This window comes from Hydrocarboniphaga effusa AP103 (genome assembly GCF_000271305.1).
Classification (GTDB): Bacteria; Pseudomonadota; Gammaproteobacteria; order Nevskiales; family Nevskiaceae; genus Hydrocarboniphaga; species Hydrocarboniphaga effusa.
On sequence record NZ_AKGD01000002.1, the window covers coordinates 1,058,828 to 1,078,478 of the forward strand.

The 19,651-nt window shown below is 64.6% G+C and carries 15 protein-coding genes; 7 read left to right on the forward strand and 8 right to left on the reverse strand.

What is annotated here, in order from left to right:
- Positions 1-108 precede the first annotated feature (108 nt).
- Positions 109-1,944: a DEAD/DEAH box helicase gene (locus WQQ_RS16045; RefSeq protein ID WP_007186279.1), complete on the forward strand. Its 1,836-nt coding sequence runs from the start codon at positions 109-111 to the stop codon at positions 1,942-1,944.
- 15 nt (positions 1,945-1,959) lie between these two features.
- On the opposite strand, the gene WQQ_RS16050 is transcribed toward WQQ_RS16045, so the two are convergent.
- Positions 1,960-2,880, reverse strand: coding sequence for a peptidylprolyl isomerase (locus WQQ_RS16050; protein WP_007186280.1), 921 nt, complete (start codon positions 2,878-2,880; stop codon positions 1,960-1,962).
- A gap of 76 nt (positions 2,881-2,956) precedes the next feature.
- Here WQQ_RS16050 and WQQ_RS16055 point away from each other — a divergent pair, with 76 nt between their 5' ends.
- On the forward strand, positions 2,957-3,988 hold the full coding sequence (locus WQQ_RS16055; RefSeq protein ID WP_007186281.1) for an isocitrate/isopropylmalate dehydrogenase family protein: 1,032 nt from the start codon (positions 2,957-2,959) through the stop codon (positions 3,986-3,988).
- Between the two features lie 124 nt (positions 3,989-4,112).
- Here WQQ_RS16055 and WQQ_RS16060 read toward each other — a convergent pair whose 3' ends face one another.
- Positions 4,113-4,958 (reverse strand): transglutaminase-like domain-containing protein, encoded by an 846-nt coding sequence (locus WQQ_RS16060; RefSeq protein WP_007186282.1) that lies wholly within the window; start codon positions 4,956-4,958, stop codon positions 4,113-4,115.
- Between the two features lie 105 nt (positions 4,959-5,063).
- Positions 5,064-5,858, reverse strand: a complete 795-nt coding sequence (locus WQQ_RS16065; protein WP_007186283.1) for an N-formylglutamate amidohydrolase — start codon at positions 5,856-5,858, stop codon at positions 5,064-5,066.
- Between the two features lie 146 nt (positions 5,859-6,004).
- On the opposite strand from WQQ_RS16065, the gene WQQ_RS16070 reads away from it, so the two are divergent.
- From WQQ_RS16070 to rssA, 5 genes are all read left to right on the forward strand, one after another.
- Complete coding sequence (locus WQQ_RS16070; protein ID WP_007186284.1) at positions 6,005-7,204, forward strand: zinc-binding metallopeptidase family protein; 1,200 nt, start codon at positions 6,005-6,007, stop codon at positions 7,202-7,204.
- A 143-nt stretch (positions 7,205-7,347) separates the two neighbouring features.
- Positions 7,348-8,583, forward strand: coding sequence for a phosphoglycerate dehydrogenase (gene serA / locus WQQ_RS16075; protein WP_007186285.1), 1,236 nt, complete (start codon positions 7,348-7,350; stop codon positions 8,581-8,583).
- A gap of 105 nt (positions 8,584-8,688) precedes the next feature.
- Positions 8,689-9,777, forward strand: a complete 1,089-nt coding sequence (dinB, locus tag WQQ_RS16080) for a DNA polymerase IV (RefSeq protein ID WP_007186286.1) — start codon at positions 8,689-8,691, stop codon at positions 9,775-9,777.
- A gap of 111 nt (positions 9,778-9,888) precedes the next feature.
- Positions 9,889-10,224 carry a BON domain-containing protein gene (locus WQQ_RS16085; RefSeq protein ID WP_007186287.1) on the forward strand — a complete coding sequence of 112 codons (336 nt, stop codon included), beginning with the start codon at positions 9,889-9,891 and terminating at the stop codon, positions 10,222-10,224.
- Between the two features lie 110 nt (positions 10,225-10,334).
- Positions 10,335-11,315, forward strand: a complete 981-nt coding sequence (gene rssA / locus WQQ_RS16090) for a patatin-like phospholipase RssA (RefSeq protein ID WP_007186288.1) — start codon at positions 10,335-10,337, stop codon at positions 11,313-11,315.
- A gap of 62 nt (positions 11,316-11,377) precedes the next feature.
- Here the strand turns inward: rssA and WQQ_RS16095 are convergent, their stop codons facing one another.
- The 5 genes from WQQ_RS16095 to WQQ_RS16115 all read right to left on the reverse strand — a co-directional run bounded on the left by WQQ_RS16095 (position 11,378) and on the right by WQQ_RS16115 (position 19,479).
- Positions 11,378-13,060, reverse strand: a complete 1,683-nt coding sequence (locus tag WQQ_RS16095; RefSeq protein ID WP_007186289.1) for an AMP-binding protein — start codon at positions 13,058-13,060, stop codon at positions 11,378-11,380.
- A 40-nt stretch (positions 13,061-13,100) separates the two neighbouring features.
- On the reverse strand, positions 13,101-14,828 hold the full coding sequence (locus tag WQQ_RS16100) for an AMP-binding protein (RefSeq protein WP_007186290.1): 1,728 nt from the start codon (positions 14,826-14,828) through the stop codon (positions 13,101-13,103).
- 8 nt (positions 14,829-14,836) lie between these two features.
- Positions 14,837-16,345 carry an aldehyde dehydrogenase family protein gene (locus WQQ_RS16105; RefSeq protein ID WP_007186291.1) on the reverse strand — a complete coding sequence of 503 codons (1,509 nt, stop codon included), beginning with the start codon at positions 16,343-16,345 and terminating at the stop codon, positions 14,837-14,839.
- 95 nt (positions 16,346-16,440) lie between these two features.
- Entirely contained in the window at positions 16,441-18,573 is a 2,133-nt protein-coding gene (locus WQQ_RS16110; RefSeq protein WP_007186292.1) for a PQQ-dependent dehydrogenase, methanol/ethanol family, read from the reverse strand.
- Positions 18,574-18,615: 42 nt separating this feature from the next.
- Complete coding sequence (locus WQQ_RS16115; protein ID WP_157534749.1) at positions 18,616-19,479, reverse strand: transporter; 864 nt, start codon at positions 19,477-19,479, stop codon at positions 18,616-18,618.
- Between the last annotated feature and the right edge of the window lie 172 nt (positions 19,480-19,651).

The following is a 19,651-nucleotide window of genomic DNA, read 5'->3' on the forward strand; positions in this document are numbered from 1 at the left end:
TCGCCTTATCGGCCCCTGCGCATGCTTCTGTAGGGCGCTCGCACGGAGATGAAAACGTCAAGGGCGCAAGCGAGTACAATGCCGCGCCGCGTCACGCCAGGACCCCTCATGGCTACTCAGCCAACCGACGAATCCCTCTCTGCGGCCCAGACCGTCCGCTTTGCCGATCTGCAGCTCGCGGCGCCGGTGCTCGAGGCCTTGTCCCGTGTCGGCTATGAATCGCCGAGTCCCATCCAGGCGCGCACCATCCCGCCGCTGCTCGAAGGCCGCGACGTTCTGGGCCAGGCCCAGACCGGCACCGGCAAGACTGCCGCGTTCGCGCTGCCGATCCTGTCGAAGCTCGACCTGAAGCAGTCATCGCCCCAGGCGCTGATCCTCGCGCCGACGCGCGAGCTCGCGATCCAGGTCGCCGAGGCGCTACAGACCTACGCCGCCTGCATGCCGGGCTTCCACGTGCTGCCGATCTACGGCGGCCAGAGCTACGAGCCGCAGCTGCGCGGACTCAAGCGCGGAGCGCACGTCGTCGTCGGCACGCCGGGGCGCGTGGTCGACCACATCAAGCGCGGTTCGCTCAAGCTCGAAGGCCTGCGCCATTTCGTGCTCGACGAAGCCGACGAGATGCTGCGCATGGGCTTCATCGAGGACGTCGAATGGGTGCTGCAGCAGGCCCCGGCCGAACGCCAGATCGCCCTGTTCTCGGCCACCATGCCTTCGCAGATCCGCCGCGTGGCGACGACCTACCTGCGCGAGCCGGTCGAGATCAGCATCAAGGCCAAGACCACCACCGCGACCAACATCCGCCAGCGTTACTGGATGGTCAGCGGCATGAACAAGATCGAGGCGCTGACCCGCTTCCTCGAAGCCGAAACCTTCGACGCCATGATCGTGTTCGCGCGCACCAAGGCCGCGACCACCGAACTCGCCGACAAGCTCGGCGCACGCGGCTTCTCGGCGGCGGCGCTCAACGGCGACATGCAGCAGAACGATCGCGAGCGCACCATCGCCAAGCTCAAGGACGGCCAGCTCGATATCGTCGTCGCCACCGATGTCGCGGCGCGCGGACTCGACGTCGAGCGTATCAGCCACGTCGTCAACTACGACATTCCGACCGACACCGAATCGTATGTTCACCGCATCGGCCGCACCGGCCGTGCCGGGCGCAGCGGCGACGCGATCCTGTTCGTATCGCCGCGCGAGCGCCACCTGCTCAAGGCGATCGAGCGCGCCACTCGCCAGCCGATCGAAGCCATCGCCGCCCCGAGCAGTGAGGCGATCAATCGCCGCCGCGTGCAGCGCTTCAAACAGTCGGTGGCCGATGCCATCGAGAAGGCTCGCAACGATCGCGAGGCTGGCGGGCGCTTCGAAGCCTTTCGTGGCGTGCTGGCCGAGATCGAATCCGAATCCGGTGCTGCGCTGATCGACATCGCGGCCGCGCTGGCCTCGATGGTGCAGGGCGATCGTCCGTTGCTGATGGCGGCTGACGAACCCGCGCAGCCCGAGCGCCGCTCGGAGATTCGCATCATCCCATCGCGCGAGGCGCGCGCTTCACAGCCGCCAGCGGCTTCGTCGTTCCCGATGCCGGCCAAGCTGCGCGAGCGCGCCGACAAGGAAAGCAAGGCGTCGTTGGACAAGCCGCAGGATCGCGCCGACAAGCCGCGCAAGCCCAAGCCGGCGGACGAGGAAAGCGAGACCTTCCGCATCGAAGTCGGCCACCAGCACGGCGTGAAGCCATCGAACATCGTCGGCGCCATCGCCAATGAGGCCGGCCTCGAAAGCCAGCATATCGGCCGCATCGAAATCTACGACGACTACAGCACCATCGACCTGCCGGTTGGCATGCCGCGCTCGGTGTTCCGCGATCTGCAGAAAACCTGGGTTTGTGGTCGCCAGCTGCGCATCAGCAAGTTCGAGGGCACGCCGCCGCCGAAGAACAAGCGCCGCTAGGGATTGCCGAGATCGCTACGGCGCGGCTCTGACCGGCACTCCGACGTTGCAGACATCGGCGTGGCCGGTGGGTTCGATGAACCAGGCATCGCGCCGGAACCGGCGCGTCTCGACGTAGGCTTTCCACGTTGCCGTGTCGGTGCGCAGCACCTGCAGCGCGACGCGCTCGCTCTCGGGCAGGTCGGCCGCCAGGCGTAGGGAGCGGATCTTCACGTACTGCTCGGGCTTCTCGTAGAAGCCGAGCGTACCGGTGCCGCGTGGCAGCGCGCTCAAGTGCTCCATGCCCTGCAGTACGCGGCCTGCGAGCGTGATGTTGCGGTCGAGGTGTCTCGGCGCATGGCCGATGACCACATAAAGCTCGGTGCCGCCGCCGCTGTCCGCGCCCATCGCGCGGCCGACACCGAGCGCCGCGTAGCAGTGCGCGAGCCAGGCTTGGCCGCGCTGTCGATCGCGTGCCGCCGGAAAGCCGTCGACGTAGCCGACCTCCGGCGCATAGACGTCGGCGTCGGGTAGCGCGCTGAAGTTCAAGCCGCTCGCGGAACGAAAGAATTCCCCCGGCAGAGTGCGCTTCGCCGTCCTGACCTCGCGCTTGTCGCCATCGGGATCGCCCCACTGCACTACGTAATTCTCTTGAACTCGCATGATGGCGAGGCCGTCGAAGTAGTGTTCGCGTGCGAGCGCGCGAAGATTGTCCGCATGCTGCGGCGCGAACGCCGGGGCGAGTTCCATCACCACGCGCGCGCCGTCGTCGTCGTCGAGCGTGAGGATCAGTAGATCTACGGCGTTCGGCGTGCGCCAGTCGGATGACTGGCTGTTGTCGAGCACGTCGCTCGTCGTCAGTGGTTTTGCGCTGGGTGCCGCTGCGGATGCCGTTGCGGACATCGTGGCCAGAAGGGCGAACATCGCGGTGAAGCAGGTTTTTCCGATCGATTGCATAGGAATTTCCCGTTCGATTTTGCAAGCTTGCAGCGTTAAAGTTTGGGAGTATCCACAGAAAGATCAGCAGGAAACCATGAGCAATCTTATTCGCGCAACTCTCATTCCAGGCGATGGCATCGGCCCCGAGATCATGCAGGCGACGCTCGCCGCACTCGAAGCGCTGGACGCGCCGTTCGAATGGGATTGGCAGGTTGCGGGCCTCGCCGGCATGCAAGCCGCCGGTGATCCGGTTCCGCAGGCCACCATGGATTCCATCCGCAGCACGCGCCTGGCGCTCAAGGGCCCGCTCGAGACGCCGTCCGGCGGCGGATATCGCTCCGCCAACGTGCGCCTGCGCGAAGCGTTCAAGCTCTTCGCCAATGTGCGTCCGGCCAAGACCATCATTCCGGGCGGTCGCTACGAGAACATCGATCTGCTGGTGTTCCGCGAGAATGTCGAAGGCCTCTACATGGGCTACGAGCATTTCATTCCGATGGACGGCGATCCCGAAGCGGTTGCGATCGCAACAGGCGTGAACACGCGCCAGGGTTCGCGCCGTCTGCTCGAGTATGCGTTCGAGAGCGCGATCGCGTTGGGCCGCAAGAAGGTCACCATCGTGCACAAGGCCAACATCATGAAGGCGCTCACGGGCATCTTCCTCGATGAGGCGCGCAAGCTCTACAAGGCCAAGTACCAGGGCAAGATCGAAATGAACGAGGCGATCGTCGATGCCTGCTCGATGAAACTCGTGCTGAATCCGTGGCAATTCGACACGCTTGTCACCACCAACCTGTTCGGCGACATCATTTCCGATCTGGTCGCCGGTCTCGTCGGTGGCCTCGGCATGGCGCCGGGTGGCAACATCGGTGAGGACGCGGCAGTGTTCGAAGCGGTGCACGGCTCGGCTCCCGACATCGCGGGAAAGGGCATCGCCAATCCGATCGCGCTGATGCTCGGAGCGGCGATGATGCTCGACCATGTCAAGCTCAACGACAAGGCTGCGCGTCTGCGCAAGGCCATCGACGATACGCTCAATATCGACAAGATCCGCACCGGCGACCTCGGCGGCACCGCGAATACCAAGACGTTCACCGACGCGCTGATCGCTCGCATTCACAACGGTTGATGCGCTGATCAAACAAAAAAGCCGGTTGGCGTTTACGCGCCAACCGGCTTTTTTGTTGACATCATTTATTTAGATGTTTTGGTTACATGCTGGGTTGCAGCGGTCTGTTGGCAACCGTCTGGACTCAGGCCGCGACCGCGTACAGCGTTTCGGTTGCTTGGGCTTCCGGTACTTCTTCGGTCCAGACCTTGAAGCTTTCGAGAAACGCCGAGCCGTAGGACGTGCTGATCGCGACATCGGCTGCATCGCGTCCATGGGCAATCAGCACGCGGCCGATGCGACGCGCGCCGTTGCGCGGATCGAAGAAGTGCCAGGCATCACCGACATAGGCTTCGAGGCAGCCTGCGAAATCCATCGGCGCGTCGACCGGCGGAACGCCGATGTCGCCGAGGTAGGTCGTGCAATAGCGCGCCGGAATGTTGAGTGCGCGCAGCATCGCGATCGCCAGATGCGCATAGTCGCGGCACACGCCCTGTCGTTCGTTGAACGTTTCGAGCGCCGTCTTGGTCGGGCGGGCGTATTGATAGCCGAACTGGATCGAGTTGTGCACCCAATCGCAAACGGCCTGTACGCGAGCCCAGCCTTCGGGAACCTGCCCAAACAGCTGCCACGCCGTTTGCGAAAGCAGATCGCTCTCGCAGTACCGGCTCGGTAGCAGATACATCAGGGTTTCCGGCGGCAGCTCCTGAATCGGAACCTGGCGCGCATCCGGAAACGCGGGCTCCGGAAGCCCGGAATCGCGAATGATCGTATCCGCCGTGATCTTCAGGCGACCGGCCGGAGCGAGCAGGCGCGTGCACTGGTTGCCGAAGCTGTCGGGATACTGGGCCAGCGGAATCGGCGGCTCGGTGACGATCAGATCGGGTTTCGTGAGATCACGAACGCGGGCCTGGTCGACATTGAGATGCAACACCATCGGAGTGGGTTGCGGGCACTGGAAGACGATTTCGTAACCGAGTCGGATCAGCATGGTCGAGTCCTTTCGATTTACCGCATGCGCGGTCCATCAGTCAATTGACAGGCGCGAATCTTGAATTCTCCAGCTTGCCTGGACCTGAAGTGTGAGGCGTCATTTTCAGATGCCCGTGGACTTCAATGCCGTGGCGAGCGTTCGCGCCCATAGGTCTTGTCCGCTCGCATTGGAGATCAAGTCTTGTCTAATTTCGAGCTCGACCACGGGCAGGCCGCGTGCTTCTCCGTGATCGATCAGCGCGACATCGGTGCCATCCTGCGCCGAATACGGCTCGTTGTCTCCGATGACGAAATCGGTTTGCTCCGCCAAGGCCTTCAATAGCGGTCGCGCCAGGCGTTCGTCACGGTTGTAGAGCACGCCGGCATGCCAGCGTCTCGTGATGCCGCCGAATACCGGCGTGAAGCTGTGCAGCAGGACCAAGGCGGTGCTGCGCTGCGACCGCGGGTCGAGGAGCGCCGTGATGGCTTGGTGATAAGGCGTATAGATTTCGCGCCGACGCACTTCGATCTGCTCATGCGCAAGGCCGATGTTGCCTGGAATGCGGGTTCCATCGCTGGTGTGGGGAATGCTGTCTTCTGCATCGGGACGCCGGTTGCAGTCGATGACGAGGCGCGAATAAGTCTGGCCGATGCAGGCCGCGTCGAGTTCGCGGGAGAGCGCAACGGCCAGACCGGCGACGCCGATGTCCCAGGCGATGTGGCGCTCACGTTCGTGCAGCGGCAGTCCAAGCTCGTTCAAGGCTGACGGAACACGATTGCCTGCGTGATCCGCGATCAGCACGAAAGGCGAGCTGCCGCGCTCGTTCTCGATCCACACCGGCGCAGGATCGTCGGCGCCCAACAAGCGCGGGCGGTTGCGATTTTCGGTGGCTTCTATTGTATCGGCAGGCTTATTCATGTTTCGATCAGCTCGGCTACGCAGTATCGCGGCCGACGCGTTCAGCCGTTGTCATGAGCGTGCGCCGCACCATACAGCAAGCTCATGCCACGCCGATCGCCGAGCTGCCGTCTCCTGACTCCGACTCATCTTCCCGGTAGAGCGCCATGAAAGTCTTTCACTGCCAGAACTGCCAGCAAACGGTGTTCTTCGAAAACACCAACTGCACCAACTGCGGTCATGCACTCGCGTTTCTGCCCGATACGCTCGAGCTGGCGACCCTCGACCCGCACGAGGGCGACCACTGGGTTTCGATGTCGCCGCTCTCCAAGAACCAGCACTACCGGTTGTGCGCGAATTATCTGCAGCATCAGGTCTGCAATTGGGCGGTGCCTGCGGACGATCACGACACGCTCTGCGTGTCCTGCAGACTGACGCGCGTACTGCCCAATCTCGACATCGAAGGCAGCCTCGAAGCCTGGCGCAAGCTCGAAACCGCCAAGCGCCGGCTGATCTACAGCCTGCTCGATCTGAAGCTGGCCCTGCGCAACCGGCGCGAAGACCCGCAGCATGGTCTGGCCTTCGATTTCCTGAGCGACGAGCTCGCGGCCGAGGGCCCGGTGCTGACGGGCCACGACGAGGGTGTGATCACCATCAACGTGGCCGAGGCCGACGATCTCGAACGCGAGAAGCGCCGGCTTTCGCTGCACGAGCCGTATCGCACGCTGCTGGGCCATTTTCGCCATGAGGTCGGCCACTATTACTGGGACGAATTGATTCGCGACAGCACGCGCATCGAAGCGTTTCGCGAGCTGTTCGGCGACGAGCGCCAGGATTACGCGACCGCGCTCAAGCAGCACTACGAGAAAGAGGTCGGCGGCGACTGGGCGCAGGAGTTCATCAGCCACTACGCGAGTTCGCATCCCTGGGAAGACTGGGCCGAAACCTGGGCGCATTACCTGCACATGATCGATTCGCTCGACACCGCCGCCGCCTGCGGCCTGCGGCTGAAACCCAAGCGCGAAGACGAGCCCACGCTCAAGCCCGACCATGCGCCGCTGCCGCAGCGCGATTTCAACCAGATGATCGAAGATTGGCTGTCCTTGACCTACGCGCTGAACAATCTCACGCGCAGCCTGGGCCAGGCCGACAGCTATCCCTTCGTCATCACGCCGCGCGTGGTCGAGAAGCTGCGCTTCGTGCACGAGAGCCTGGTTGCTCCGGTGCAGGAAACGGCCGAGGCTCCCGAGGGCGGCGGGACGGCCGCGGAGCCTGTAACCGAGCCTGCACCGCCGCGCGGTATCGCGCCGGGCCAGGTCCCGAGCATGCAGGAGCCCAAGCTCGCGCCGGTGGCCGCCGCCGCGTAGGGACGCCCGGGTTGGCCGCCGGTTTCTGGCGGCTGGGGCCTGGACCTTCCGTCCAATGGCCTCGCCGGTTCCCCTCTGGCAATATGCGCGCCCCGTACGACCTCCGATCGGGGAGGTCGCGGTTGCCAGGGCATCGTTGAGCCATGAAAAAAACCTCGTTCCCCAAACAGGACATCAAGGTGTTGCTGCTCGAAGGCGTGAGCCGCACGGCGCTCGACACCTTTCGCTCGGCCGGTTACACCAACATCGAATTCCACGAGAAGTCGCTGCCCGAGGCCGAGCTGGCCAAGGCGGTGGCCTCGGCGCACATCGTCGGCATCCGTTCGCGCAGCAACCTGACGGCTGAGATGTTCCAGAACTCGCGCCGGCTGATGGCGGTGGGCGCGTTCTGCATCGGCACCAACCAGATCGCGCTCGACGCGGCGCAGGCGCGCGGCATTCCGGTGTTCAACGCGCCGTACTCGAACACGCGCTCGGTGGCCGAACTCGTGGTCGCCGAGGCGATCATGCTGATGCGCCGGATTCCCGAAAAGGACAAGCAGTGCCACGTCGGCGGCTGGTCGAAGTCGGCGGTCGGCAGCTTCGAGGTGCGCGGCAAGACGCTCGGCATCGTCGGCTACGGCCATATCGGCACGCAGGTCGGCGTGCTGGCCGAGAGCCTGGGCATGCGCGTGATCTATTACGACATCGAGACCCAGCTCGCGCTCGGCAATGCGCAGCCGGTGGGCTCGCTGCACGAACTGCTCGGCAAGAGCGACATCGTGACCCTGCACGTGCCCGAAACGGCCGGTACGCAGTGGATGATCGGCGCGCCCGAACTCGCGGCGATGAAGCCGGGCGGTCTGCTGATCAACGCCTCGCGCGGCACCGTGGTGGTCATCGAGGCGCTCGCCGAGGCGATCAAGAGCGGTCACGTGGGCGGCGCGGCGGTCGACGTGTTCCCGGTCGAGCCCAAAGGCAATGCGGAGGCCTTCGTTTCGCCGCTGCAGAACCTGCCGAACGTGATCCTCACCCCGCACATCGGCGGCAGCACACTCGAGGCGCAGGAGAACATCGGCTTCGAAGTGGCCGCCAAGCTCGTGCGCTACAGCGACAACGGCTCGACGCTGTCGGCGGTCAATTTCCCCGAAGTGTCGCTGCCGGAGCACCCGCGCAGCCGCCGCCTGCTGCACATCCACCGCAACATGCCGGGCATGCTCACGCAGATCAACAACCTGTTCTCGGACCAGGCCGTCAACATCGACGCGCAGTTTTTGCAGACGGCCGGGCAGGTGGGCTACGTGGTGATCGACGTGTCGGCATCCGAAGAACAGGCCGAAACGCTCAAGGACAGGCTCGCGGCGATTCCGGGCACGCTCAAGACGCGCCTGCTGTACTGACACTTCGGAAGGTGGGTTGACCGCGAGGCGGCCAACCCACCGTTTGTTCGGCTCGCTGCATACGGCGGTTACGCGCTTAACGCCAACCCGTCCTACGATGTGCGCATGAGTGCATCGCCACCTGCGCAGCGCAAAATCATCCACGTCGACATGGACGCCTTCTACGCGTCGGTGGCGCAGCGTGACGATCCGTCGCTGCGCGGCAAGCCGGTGGTGGTGGCCTGGCGCGGCGGGCGCTCGGTGGTCTGCGCGGCGTCGTACGAGGCGCGCAAGTTCGGGGTGCGTTCGGCGATGCCGGCCGTGCGTGCCGAACGCTTGTGCCCCGACGCGATCTTCACCCCGCCCGACTTCACGCGCTATCGGGCGGTGTCCAGACAGGTGCGCGAGATCTTCCTGCGCCACACCGACCTCGTCGAGCCGTTGTCGCTCGACGAGGCCTATCTCGACGTCACCACCAACAAGACCGAGCTGCCGACCGCGACCGCGGTGGCCCAGTGCATCCGCGAGCAGATTCGCGAAGAGCTGTCGCTGACGGCCTCGGCCGGCGTCGCGCCGAACAAGTTCCTCGCCAAGATCGCGAGCGACTGGAACAAGCCCGATGGCCTGTTCGTGATCCGGCCCGGCGACATCGATCGCGTGCTGCCTCCGCTGCCCGTGGGGCGCCTGCCGGGCGTCGGCAAGGTGATGGAAGGCAAGCTCGCCGAAATGGGTATCGGCAGCGTCGGCGACCTGCGTCTGCGCACCGCGGCGGAACTCGAGGCGCGCTTCGGTCGCTACGGCCTGCGCCTGCATCAGCTCTCGCTCGGCATCGACCACGGCGAGGTCAAGCCCGATCGGCCGACGCAGTCGATCTCGGCCGAAGACACCTTCGAGCGGGACATTCCCTTGTCCGAGCTCGAGCCGCATATCCGCCGCATGGCCGAGAAAGCCTGGAACGCGGCGCGCAAGACGCCCCGCATCGGTCGCACCGTGGTGCTCAAGCTCAAGACCGCAGACTTTCAGATCCTCACGCGCAGCCTCACGCCGGGCCGGCCCCCGGAGTCACTCGAGCGGTTCGCGAACATCGCCGTGGAACTGCGCGACCGCGTGAACCTGCCGGCCGATCGGCTTTATCGGCTCGTCGGCGTGGGCCTGGGCAATTTCTGCGATGCCTCCGAGCTCATGGACACGCCCGAGCAACCACCGCTGTTCTGAGCGCCGGCTGAATCGGACTGCCCGAAAATTCATATCCGGCTCATTGCGCTGCGGCACTCTGCGGCCGTGACAGGAAGTCACGATAAAAATATCGATCCAGGAGTGCCCCTCATGAACAAGATGACTGCTGTGATGGCTGCCGCCCTGACCGCTGCCGCGGCGATGCCGATGTCGGTGCTGGCCAATGAAACCGGCCAGCCCAGCGCCATGGACAAGGCCGCCGCCACCACCAAGGACGCGGCCACCACGACCAAGATCAAGGCCAAGCTCGCTGCCGACCGCAACCTGAGTGCCACCGACATCCATGTGGAGACCACCGCCGGCGTCGTCACGCTCAGCGGCAAGGTCGACAACGAAGCCCAGGTGGCGCTGGCCGAGAAGACGGTCAAGGGCATCAAAGGCGTCGTCGATGTACACAACGAGCTCGGAGTGAAGGGCGCCGACTGATCGGCGTCACGTTCGAGCCACGGCGCTAGAATTCCCGCGCCGCAGTGCAGAAGGCCCCGTCCAGAGGCTCTGGACGGGGCCTTTGACGTAGGATGAAGGGGAAGCGGGCAATGAGCGAACAGCACGAAGTCTTGGTGAAGCAGAAGGGGGCGGTCATCGGCCTGGCGCTGGGCAGCGGTTCGGCGCGCGGCTGGGCGCATATCGGCGTCATCGAAGGGCTCGAGAAGATCGGCATTCATCCGCAAGTGATCGCCGGCACATCGGTCGGCGCGCTGGTCGGCGCGGTGTATGCGGCAGGGCAGCTCGGCGAATTCTCCGAATGGGTGCAGACGCTGACCTCGCGCGATGTCTTCAGCCTGCTCGATTTCACGCTCTCGGGCGGCATGGTCAAAGGCCAGCGACTGTTCGGCTTCTTCGAAGAGAAGCACAAGAACCCGAATATCGAAGACCTCGATCGCCGCTATGTCAGCGTCGCCACCGACATGAAAACCGGCCGCGAGGTCTGGATCAGCAAGGGCCCGATCCTGCCGGCCGCGCGCGCCTCGTGCGCGATCCCGGGCGTGTTCTCGCCGGTGAAATACGGCGACCGCTGGATGCTCGACGGCGGGCTCGTCAACCCGGTGCCGGTGTCACCCGCGCGTGCGATGGGCGCGGACATCGTCATCGCGGTGAACCTCAATGCGCAGCTGGTCGGGGCGCATGTCTCGATCGCGAGCCAGAAGGAAGGTCTCGAAGAGGCCAGCACGCGCTCGGACAAGACGTTCTGGCAGCGCGCGACGGAGTATTTCCTGAGCAGCAGCGACGAGCACCCGAGCGTGTTCGACGTGATGGCCTCGAGCGTCAACATCATGCAGGACCGCATCACGCGCAGCCGCATGGCCGGCGACCCGCCCGAGCTCACGCTGGTTCCGATGCTCGAAGATTTCGCGCTGATGGATTTCCACCGGGCGAAGGAAGCGATCAAGGAAGGCCATCGGCTCGTCGAAGAGAACGCCGCCCAGATTCGCGCCTGGGCCGGCGTCGCGGCCGCGGAAATCAAGCCGCTCGATACGCGGGCCGAATCTCCGCTGGTGGGTGCCCGAAAAGCCTGATCCGCGTCGGTCTCGCGGCCCGCGAATCGCGAGCTCCGAGCTCACTGCGAGCATGCCGAAGATCAGCGCGCGCCGAAATCCTGTTCCCAGAATTCGAGTTCGCGTCGCGCATCGCTGCTGCGCGCAAGCTCCATGCGCCGCAATTCGGCACGCCGGATCTTGCCCGAGATGGTCTTGGGCAGATCGTAGAACTCGAGGCGGCGTATGCGTTTGTATGCCGACAGGCGGGCCGCCGCAAAGCTCAGGATGTCGGCGGCGAGCTCGCCCGATGGCGCGTAGCCGCTTCGTAGCGACAGGAAGGCTTTCGGAACCGACAGGCGCAGCGCATCGGGACTCGGCACCACGGCGGCCTCGGCCACGGCCGGATGCTCGATCAACGCGCTTTCGAGCTCGAACGGACTGATGCGGTAGTCCGACGACTTGAACACATCGTCCGCGCGTCCGACGTAGGTGTAGTAGCCATCTGCGTCGCGGCTCGCGACGTCGCCGGTCCGGTAGTAGCCGTTGCGCATGACGGCAGCGGTCTTATCGGGGTCGTCGATGTAGCCCTGCATGAGGGCGAGCGCTCGCGGTTCGAGTGCGATGGCGATTTCGCCTTCGTCGGCCGGATTCCCATCGGCATCGAGCAGCGCGATGTTGCAGCCCGGCAGCGCGCGGCCCATCGAACCGGGCTTGAGCAACTGGCCCGGCGTGTTCCCGATCTGCGCGGTGGTCTCGGTCTGGCCGAAGCCGTCGCGGATCGTCAACTTCCAGGCCGAGCGAACGCGTTCGATGATTTCCGGATTCAGCGGCTCACCGGCACCGATCAGCTCGCGTAGCTTCACGGGATACGCAGCCAGATCCTGTTGCACGAGCATGCGCCAGACCGTCGGCGGGGCGCAGAGCGAACTCACACCGCAGCGTACGAGCACGTCGAGAACGGTCGGCGCGTCGAAGCGGTTGTAGTTGTAGATGAAGATCGTCGCACCGGCGGACCAAGGCGCGAAGAAGCAGCTCCAGGCGTGCTTGGCCCAACCCGGCGAGCTGATGTTGTAGTGCAGATCGCCGGGCCGCAGGCCGATCCAGTACATCGTCGTCAGATGGCCGACCGGATAGCTCGCGTGCGTGTGCAGCACGAGCTTGGGTTTCGACGTGGTGCCCGACGTGAAATAGAGCAGCGCCGGATCGTCCGCATGCGTCGGCGCATCGGGCGTGAATTCGCTGGCTTGGTCGTAGGCGTTTTCGTAGCGCTGCCAGCCTGCGGTTTGACCGCCGACGCTGATGCCGGTGAAGCGGCCTGCGTACTGTGCGAACTTGGCGGTCTGAGATGCGCTCGCGACCACGTAGCGGGCGCCGCCACGATCGAGCCGGTCTTCGAGGTCTTCGGGCGACAGCAGCAGTGTGGCCGGAATCATCACCGCGCCGAGTTTCATCGTCGCGAGCATGGTTTCCCAGAGCGCGACGTGATTGGGCAGCATGATCAGCACGCGATCTCCGCGCCGCACACCAAGCCCTCGCAGGTGGTTGGCGACCTGATTCGAGCGCGCCGACATCTGCGACCACGAAAGCTGGGTTTCGCTGCCGTCCTCTTCGACGATCCACAGCGCAGGCGCAGTGTTGCCGAGCGCCTGTGCGTCGAAGTAATCGAGCGCCCAGTTGAATCGGGTCAAGGCCGGCCAGCGAAAATCGCGCTTGGCGGCGATGTAGTCCTCGCGATGTTGCAGCAGAAAATCGCGGGCCTCGAGAAAGGCGTCGAGTGCGCTCAAAAGTCGGCTCCGTATTGCATTGTCTTCAGATTGATTCGATTCATGAGGCACGGCCGTCCGATGGTTTCTCGGACAGGCCCAGCCGGTCGCTCATCGCCTGGCGCAGGGCGAACTTCTGGATCTTGCCGGTCACCGTCATCGGAAACTCGTCGACGAAAACGACGTAGCGCGGAATCTTGTAATGCGCGATTTCTCCGCGGCAGAAAGCGCGAATATCGTCTTCGCTGGTGGCCTCGCCGGGCTGCGCGATCACACAGGCGCACAGTTCTTCGCCGAATTTCGCGTCCGGTACGCCGACCACCTGCACGTCGCGAATGCGCGGATGGCGATAGAGGAATTCTTCGATCTCGCGCGGATACACGTTCTCGCCTCCGCGAATCACCATGTCCTTCGCGCGCCCGAGAATGCTGGCGTAGCCCTCCTCGTCGATCAGTCCGAGATCACCCGTGCGCATCCAGCCTTCGGCATCGATCGTGTCGGCCGTGCGCTGCGCATCGTTCCAGTAGCCCAGCATCACCGAGTAGCCGCGCACCAGCAATTCGCCGCGCTGGCCACGCGGCAGCGTGTTGCCGCCCTCGTCGACGATCTTGACCTCCAGATGCGGCTGCACGCGTCCGATGGTGGAGACGCGCCGCTCCAGCGGATCGTCGGTGGCGCTCTGGAAGCTCACCGGCGAAGTCTCGGTCATGCCGTAGGCGATGGTGATCTCGCGCAGGTGCATGCGCTCGATGGCCTTGCGCATGACTTCGATCGGACATGGCGCTCCGGCCATGATGCCGGTACGCAGGCTGTCGAGCGTGTAGCGCGAGAAGTCGGGGTGATCGAGTTCGGCGATGAACATCGTCGGCACACCATGCAAGGCGGTGCAACGTTCGTCCTGCACGGTCTGCAGCACCGATGCGGCGTCGAAGGAATCTGCCGGAAACACCATGCAGGCTCCGTGCGTGACGCAGGCGAGGTTGCCCATCACCATGCCGAAACAGTGATAGAGCGGCACCGGAATGCAGAGCTTGTCGTCGTGCGTCAGGCGCATCGCGCGGCCGACGAAGTATCCGTTGTTGAGGATATTGCGATGCGTGAGCGTCGCGCCCTTCGGCGAGCCTGTGGTGCCCGAGGTGAACTGGATGTTCACCGCGCTGTGCGCATCGACGGCGCTCGCGATCGCGTCGAGTCGCGCGCGTGCTTCGGCCGCCGGTTCGCTCAGCAGGGACGAGAATCCGAGCATACCGGGCGATACTTCGTCGCCCAGGCGAATCACCAGGCGCAGCTGCGGCAATCGCGCAGCGTGCAGTTGTCCGGGCGCGCACTGCGCGAGCTCGGGCGCGAGGTCTTGCAGCATCGCCAGATAGTCGCTCGACTTGAACGCGGCAGCGAGGATCAAAGCCTTGCAGCCGACGTGCCTGAGCGCGTATTCGAGTTCGTGTCGGCGATAAGCCGGGTTGATGTTGACGAGGACGAGCCCGGCTTTGGCGGTCGCGAACTGCGCGATCACCCACTCGGCGCAATTCGGCGCCCAGATGCCGACCCGATCGCCGGGCTCGAGCCCCTGTGCGAGCAACTGCGCAGCGGCGTTGTCGACCCGTTCGCCGAGCTCGGCCCAACTCCAGCGTATGCCCTGGTGACGGACCACGAGCGCGTCGCGCTCGGCCTGCCTGCGCACGGTGGTGTCGAAGGCTGCGCCGATGCTGCTTTCGAGCAGCGGCACATCGGTTGCGCCGCAAACCACGCTCAGCGCGGTAGCGGGCAGGGCGGATTCGATTCGACTCATGCGCGATTTCAGATCTTCATGAACACCGACTTGGTTTCGAGGTAGGCATCGAGCGAGACGCGTCCCATGTCACGGCCGAAGCCCGAAAGCTTGTAGCCGCCGAAAGGTACCGCAGGATCGAGCATGCTGTGGCAGTTGACCCAGACCGTTCCGGCCTTGAGCTTGGGCACCAGCCGCTGCACGCGCGACAGATCGCTGGACCAGATGCTCGCACCGAGCCCGAACGGCGTGTCGTTGGCACGGCGCGCGACCTCGTCGAGATCGTCGTAGGGCAGGGCGACCACCACCGGCCCGAAGATTTCTTCGCGCACGATGCGCAGCGATTCGTCGTCGCTCGCGAACACGGTTGGCTGCACGAAGTAGCCCGTACGCTCGGAGCGGGCTCCGCCGGTGAGCATGCGCGCGCCCTGCTGGCGCCCGAGCTCGATGTAGTGACAGACGCGATCGAGCTGCTCCTGCGATACCAGCGGGCCGAGCTGCGTCTGCGCTTCGAGACCCGATCCCATCGGCAATGCGGCGGCGTGGCTGGCGAGGCCGTCGACGACTCGATCGTAGAGGCGCTTGGGCACGTAGAGCCGCGAGCCCGCGCAGCAGACCTGGCCGTGGTTGAAGAAGATCGCGTTGGCCGCGCCTTGCGCGGCGAGATCGGCGTCGCAATCGTCGAGCACGATCATTGGCGACTTGCCGCCGAGTTCGAGCGTCACGCGCGTCATGTTGTCCATCGCCGCCCGGCCGATCAACTTGCCGACTTCGGTCGAGCCCGTGAAGCTGATCTTGTGAATGCCCGGATGCGAGACCAGCGGTGCGCCCGCGTTGGGTCCGTCGCCGGTGATGATGTTGACGACGCCCGGTGGAAAGCCGGCTTCGATGATGAGCCGTCCGAGATAGATCGCCGACAGCGGCGTCTGCTCGGCCGGCTTGAGCACCACCGTGCAGCCTGCGGCCAGCGCGGGCGCGAGCTTCCAGGTGGCGACCAGCAGCGGGAAGTTCCAGGGCACTACCGCGGCGACCACGCCGACCGGTTCGCGCCGCGTGTAGGCGAAGAACTCGCTGCCCGGCGCATACGGCACCGAGACATCGACGGTGGAGCCTTCGATCTTGGTCGCCCAGCCGGCCATGTAGCGGAAGAAATCGACGGTCAGCGCAATGTCGACCGCGCGCGCGACCACTGCCGACTTGCCGTTGTCGACCGATTCGATCTCGGCGAGCACTTGCGCATCGCGCTCGATCAGATCGGCCAGCTTGAGCAGCAGGCGCTGGCGTTCGGCTGGTCGCAGGTTCGGCCAGGCGCCGTGTTCGAACGCCAGCGTGGCGGCTTGTACGGCGCGTTCGACGTCGGCGCGCCCGGCCGAGGGAACGCTGGCGATCACCGACTCGTCGGCCGGATCGATCACGTCGAATCGTGCGCCGTCGATGGCGTCTACCCAGGCGCCGCCGATCAGCATCGGATGATTGCGGCGGTCGATGAATGCACGGGCTCCGCTGCCGAGCAGCGCGGTATTCGGCGTATTGGTCATGGTGTTCTCGGTTCGCGCATCGATCGCGCTGTTGCAATGAGGAAATGAGCTTGCGCATCGGGGCGCAGGCATTTGCCCGCGCCCCGATGCCCGGCTCAGGGCGTGGTGCTGGCGGCCTTCGGACGGACGGCGTCCGCGGTGCCCTGGATGAAGGCCTTGAGCTTGGGCACGTCGGCCGGCTGCAACTTGCCGGTGAAATCGGGCATGCCCTTCGACACGAACGGGCCGGCGAAGACGAACTTGTCGAGGTTTTCGATGATCGCCTTGTCGACGTAGCCGAGGTTTGGAATGTTGCCGCCCTTGTCGACACCCGGAACGCCGTGACAGAAGACGCAGTTGCTCACATAGAGCGCGGTGCCTTCGGCGACGTCCTTGGGATCGTAGGCGACGCCGGCGACGAGCGAGCCGAGCTGGTACTTCGTGAACGCCGGCAGCGGCGTCTTGCCGTCGAGCACGAAGGTGTAGACCGTACCCGGAGCGGAGCCGTCGGAGGCGCGCTGCGATTGTCCGAACACGCCGCCCCAGCCCGCGGCGATCGTCACGTACTGCTTACCGTCGAGTTCGTAGGTGATGGGGGCCGCGATCACGCCGGTGCCCATCGCCGAATTCCACAGCGGCTCGCCGTTGGTCGCGTTGTAGGCCACCAGACGGGCGTCGGCCGTGCCCTGGAACACGAGGTTGCCCGCGGTGACCAGCGTGCCGCCGTTCCACGGCGCGACGTTCTCGTGGGTCCAGGCCGCCTTCTGCTTCACCGGATCCCAGGCGATCAGCTTGCCGAAGGGTTTGCTCTTGGGCGGCTCGGCGTTGATCTGCATCGCCGTGTTCCAGCCGATACCGCTCATGGGCTGGCCCGGAACATTGCTGTTGTGGCCCTTCCAGCGCTTGTCCTCGGCCAGGTTCAGCGGAATGTTCTGCGCCGGGAAATAAGCCAGGCCGGTGATCGGGCTGTACGACATCGAATGCCAGTTGTGCGCGCCGAACGGCCCCGGAATCGCATCGAAAGGCTGGTCGGGCGAGCGTGCTTCGGGCACTTCGATCGGGCGGCCCTTGGCGTCGTAGCCGGTGGCCCAGTTCACGTCGACGAAGTTGTTCGCCGAAATGAACTGTCCGTTGGTGCGATCGACGACGAAGAAGAAGCCGTTCTTCGGCGCGTGCAGCACCACCTTGCGGGCTTTGCCGTCGAGCTTGATGTCGGCGAGGATCAGGTCCTGCACCGAGGTGTAGTCCCAGTTGTCGCCGGGGGTTTCCTGGTAGTGCCAGACGTAGGCGCCGGTGTCCGGGTCGAGTGCGACGATCGAGGCGAGATAGAGGTTGTCTCCACCTGCCGGGCTACGCTGGCGATGCGACCACGGCGCGCCGTTGCCGGTACCCACGTACATCAGGTTCAGCTCGGGATCGAACACCATCGAGTTCCACACGGTGCCGCCGCCGCCGTTCTCCCAGTACTTCGCGCTCGGATCCCAGGTCTTGGCGGCCTTGGCCATCGACTCGTCCTCGAAAGGCTTGGACGGATCGCCCGGCACGGTGAACCAGCGCCAGCGCTGCTTGCCGCTCGCGACGTCGTAGGCGGTGATGTAGCCGCGCACGCCGAACTCGGCGCCGCCGTTGCCGATGATCACCTTGCCCTTGAACACACGCGGCGCCCCGGTGACGGTGTAGGCGTGCGTGTGGTCGATGATGGTGTCCTGCTCCCACAGCTTCTTGCCGTTGCTGGCGTCGAGCGCGATGAGCCGTCCATCGAGCGAGCCGACGAAGACCTTGCCGTCTTCGACCGCGACACCGCGATTCACCACGTCGCAGCAGGCTTTGTAGGCCTTGTCGCGCGGCACCTTCGGATCGTAAGTCCACAAGCGCTTGCCGCTGCGCGCATCGATCGCATGCACGACGCTCCACGACGCGGTCACGTACATCACGCCGCCGGTGACGATGGGCGTCGCTTCGACTCCGCGTGTCGATTCCAGATCGTAGGACCAGGCCAGGCCGAGTCGCTTCACGTTGTCGGCGTTGATCTGCTGTAGCCGGCTGAAGCGAGTGCCCGAGTAATCGAGCCCGTTCGCCGGCCATTCCTTGCCGGTGGCCGCATTGGCGACGATCTTGTTCTGAGCCGAGCTGCCGGCCGCGGTGGCGCCGATCGATGCGCCGAGCATGCAGGCCAGCGCCGCAAACACCCATGCGGGTTTGCGCAGGCCGAGCAGGGCCCTCCCGCCCGTGGTGGGATCAAAGCTCATATCGTTTCTCCTCGTGTTGTTTTAGTGCTTGATGTGCGGTGCTCAGAACACCATGAGCACACGCAGGTTGAGACGGTTCTCTTCGCGGAAGCCGTTTTCCACCGACACGTCACGACCGTAGTTCGCGATCAGCTGCAACGTGGGCAGTGCGAACCAGGCGGTGCCGACGGTGAATTTGGCCGTCTCGATCTTGTCGTCGCTATCGGTTCCGTCGACTTCGGTTTCGCCGCCGAACGAATACGAGAAGCCGGTGCGCAGATCCCAGGTCGGCTTGAGCTTGTAGCGCAGGAAGCCCTGTAGCTGCACGACCGCATCCTGCTTGAGCGTCGCCTTGGCCGCGGTGTATTCGTCGTTCTTGCCGAAGAAGGTCACGTCACCGACGAGGTCGATCGAAACCTTGTCGGTGAGGCCGGTGATGTAGCCCGCCTGCAGCGCGAGTTTCCAGCGGTTCTCGCCGATGTTGAGCGCATCGTCCTTGTCGTAGCTGCCGATCGGCACGTAGAGAAACGGCGTGATGCCGAAGTAGGTGTCGGTCTTCGGTTGATTGACCAGCCAAACGGTTGCCGCGAGGATCAGATCGCCGACGCCGCTCGCATCGCCCAGTGCGCTGATGTCGTCCTTGGCCTTGAGCTGGCCGAACGGCAGCAGGAACTGCGGATCGACGATGTAACCGCCGATATCCATGTAGTGCACGCCACGCGCGATGCCGATGTTGGAGTCGAGCGTCGCGTTGTCCGCCACCTTGTGTCCGTCAGCGTAGATCGAATCGCGCGTCGCGTACTGGTAATACAGCAGGCCAAGATTGGTGCCGTCGGGCAGCGCGGTGTAATCGCCCGCATCGACGTCCACGGCTTGCGCCATCGTGCTGGCGAGCGAGCCCGTCAGCAGCGTGGTGACGCACAGCATGGCTTTGAGCAGGGTATTGCATGGGCTGTTCTTGATCGATGCATCCATGATGCTTTCCTCCAGTTCGTTCTTATGAATAAATGCCCCGCGAGGCTTTCTGACGAAGCCTCGGATCCAAGAGGTTTGCCTTTGGACCGATTGAGACTAGGCAGTCTCTGTGCCATTCTTTTTC

Bases quoted from the DNA above. Each gene is read 5' to 3' on its own strand.
- WQQ_RS16045 (WP_007186279.1), top strand. From the start codon at position 109: ATGGCTACTCAGCCAACCGACGAATCCCTCTCTGCGGCCCAGACCGTC.
- WQQ_RS16050 (WP_007186280.1), bottom strand. From the start codon at position 2,880: ATGCAATCGATCGGAAAAACCTGCTTCACCGCGATGTTCGCCCTTCTG.
- WQQ_RS16055 (WP_007186281.1), top strand. From the start codon at position 2,957: ATGAGCAATCTTATTCGCGCAACTCTCATTCCAGGCGATGGCATCGGC.
- WQQ_RS16060 (WP_007186282.1), bottom strand. From the start codon at position 4,958: ATGCTGATCCGACTCGGTTACGAAATCGTCTTCCAGTGCCCGCAACCC.
- WQQ_RS16065 (WP_007186283.1), bottom strand. From the start codon at position 5,858: ATGAATAAGCCTGCCGATACAATAGAAGCCACCGAAAATCGCAACCGC.
- WQQ_RS16070 (WP_007186284.1), top strand. From the start codon at position 6,005: ATGAAAGTCTTTCACTGCCAGAACTGCCAGCAAACGGTGTTCTTCGAA.
- serA (WP_007186285.1), top strand. From the start codon at position 7,348: ATGAAAAAAACCTCGTTCCCCAAACAGGACATCAAGGTGTTGCTGCTC.
- dinB (WP_007186286.1), top strand. From the start codon at position 8,689: ATGAGTGCATCGCCACCTGCGCAGCGCAAAATCATCCACGTCGACATG.
- WQQ_RS16085 (WP_007186287.1), top strand. From the start codon at position 9,889: ATGAACAAGATGACTGCTGTGATGGCTGCCGCCCTGACCGCTGCCGCG.
- rssA (WP_007186288.1), top strand. From the start codon at position 10,335: ATGAGCGAACAGCACGAAGTCTTGGTGAAGCAGAAGGGGGCGGTCATC.
- WQQ_RS16100 (WP_007186290.1), bottom strand. From the start codon at position 14,828: ATGAGTCGAATCGAATCCGCCCTGCCCGCTACCGCGCTGAGCGTGGTT.
- WQQ_RS16105 (WP_007186291.1), bottom strand. From the start codon at position 16,345: ATGACCAATACGCCGAATACCGCGCTGCTCGGCAGCGGAGCCCGTGCA.
- WQQ_RS16110 (WP_007186292.1), bottom strand. From the start codon at position 18,573: ATGAGCTTTGATCCCACCACGGGCGGGAGGGCCCTGCTCGGCCTGCGC.
- WQQ_RS16115 (WP_157534749.1), bottom strand. From the start codon at position 19,479: ATGCTGTGCGTCACCACGCTGCTGACGGGCTCGCTCGCCAGCACGATG.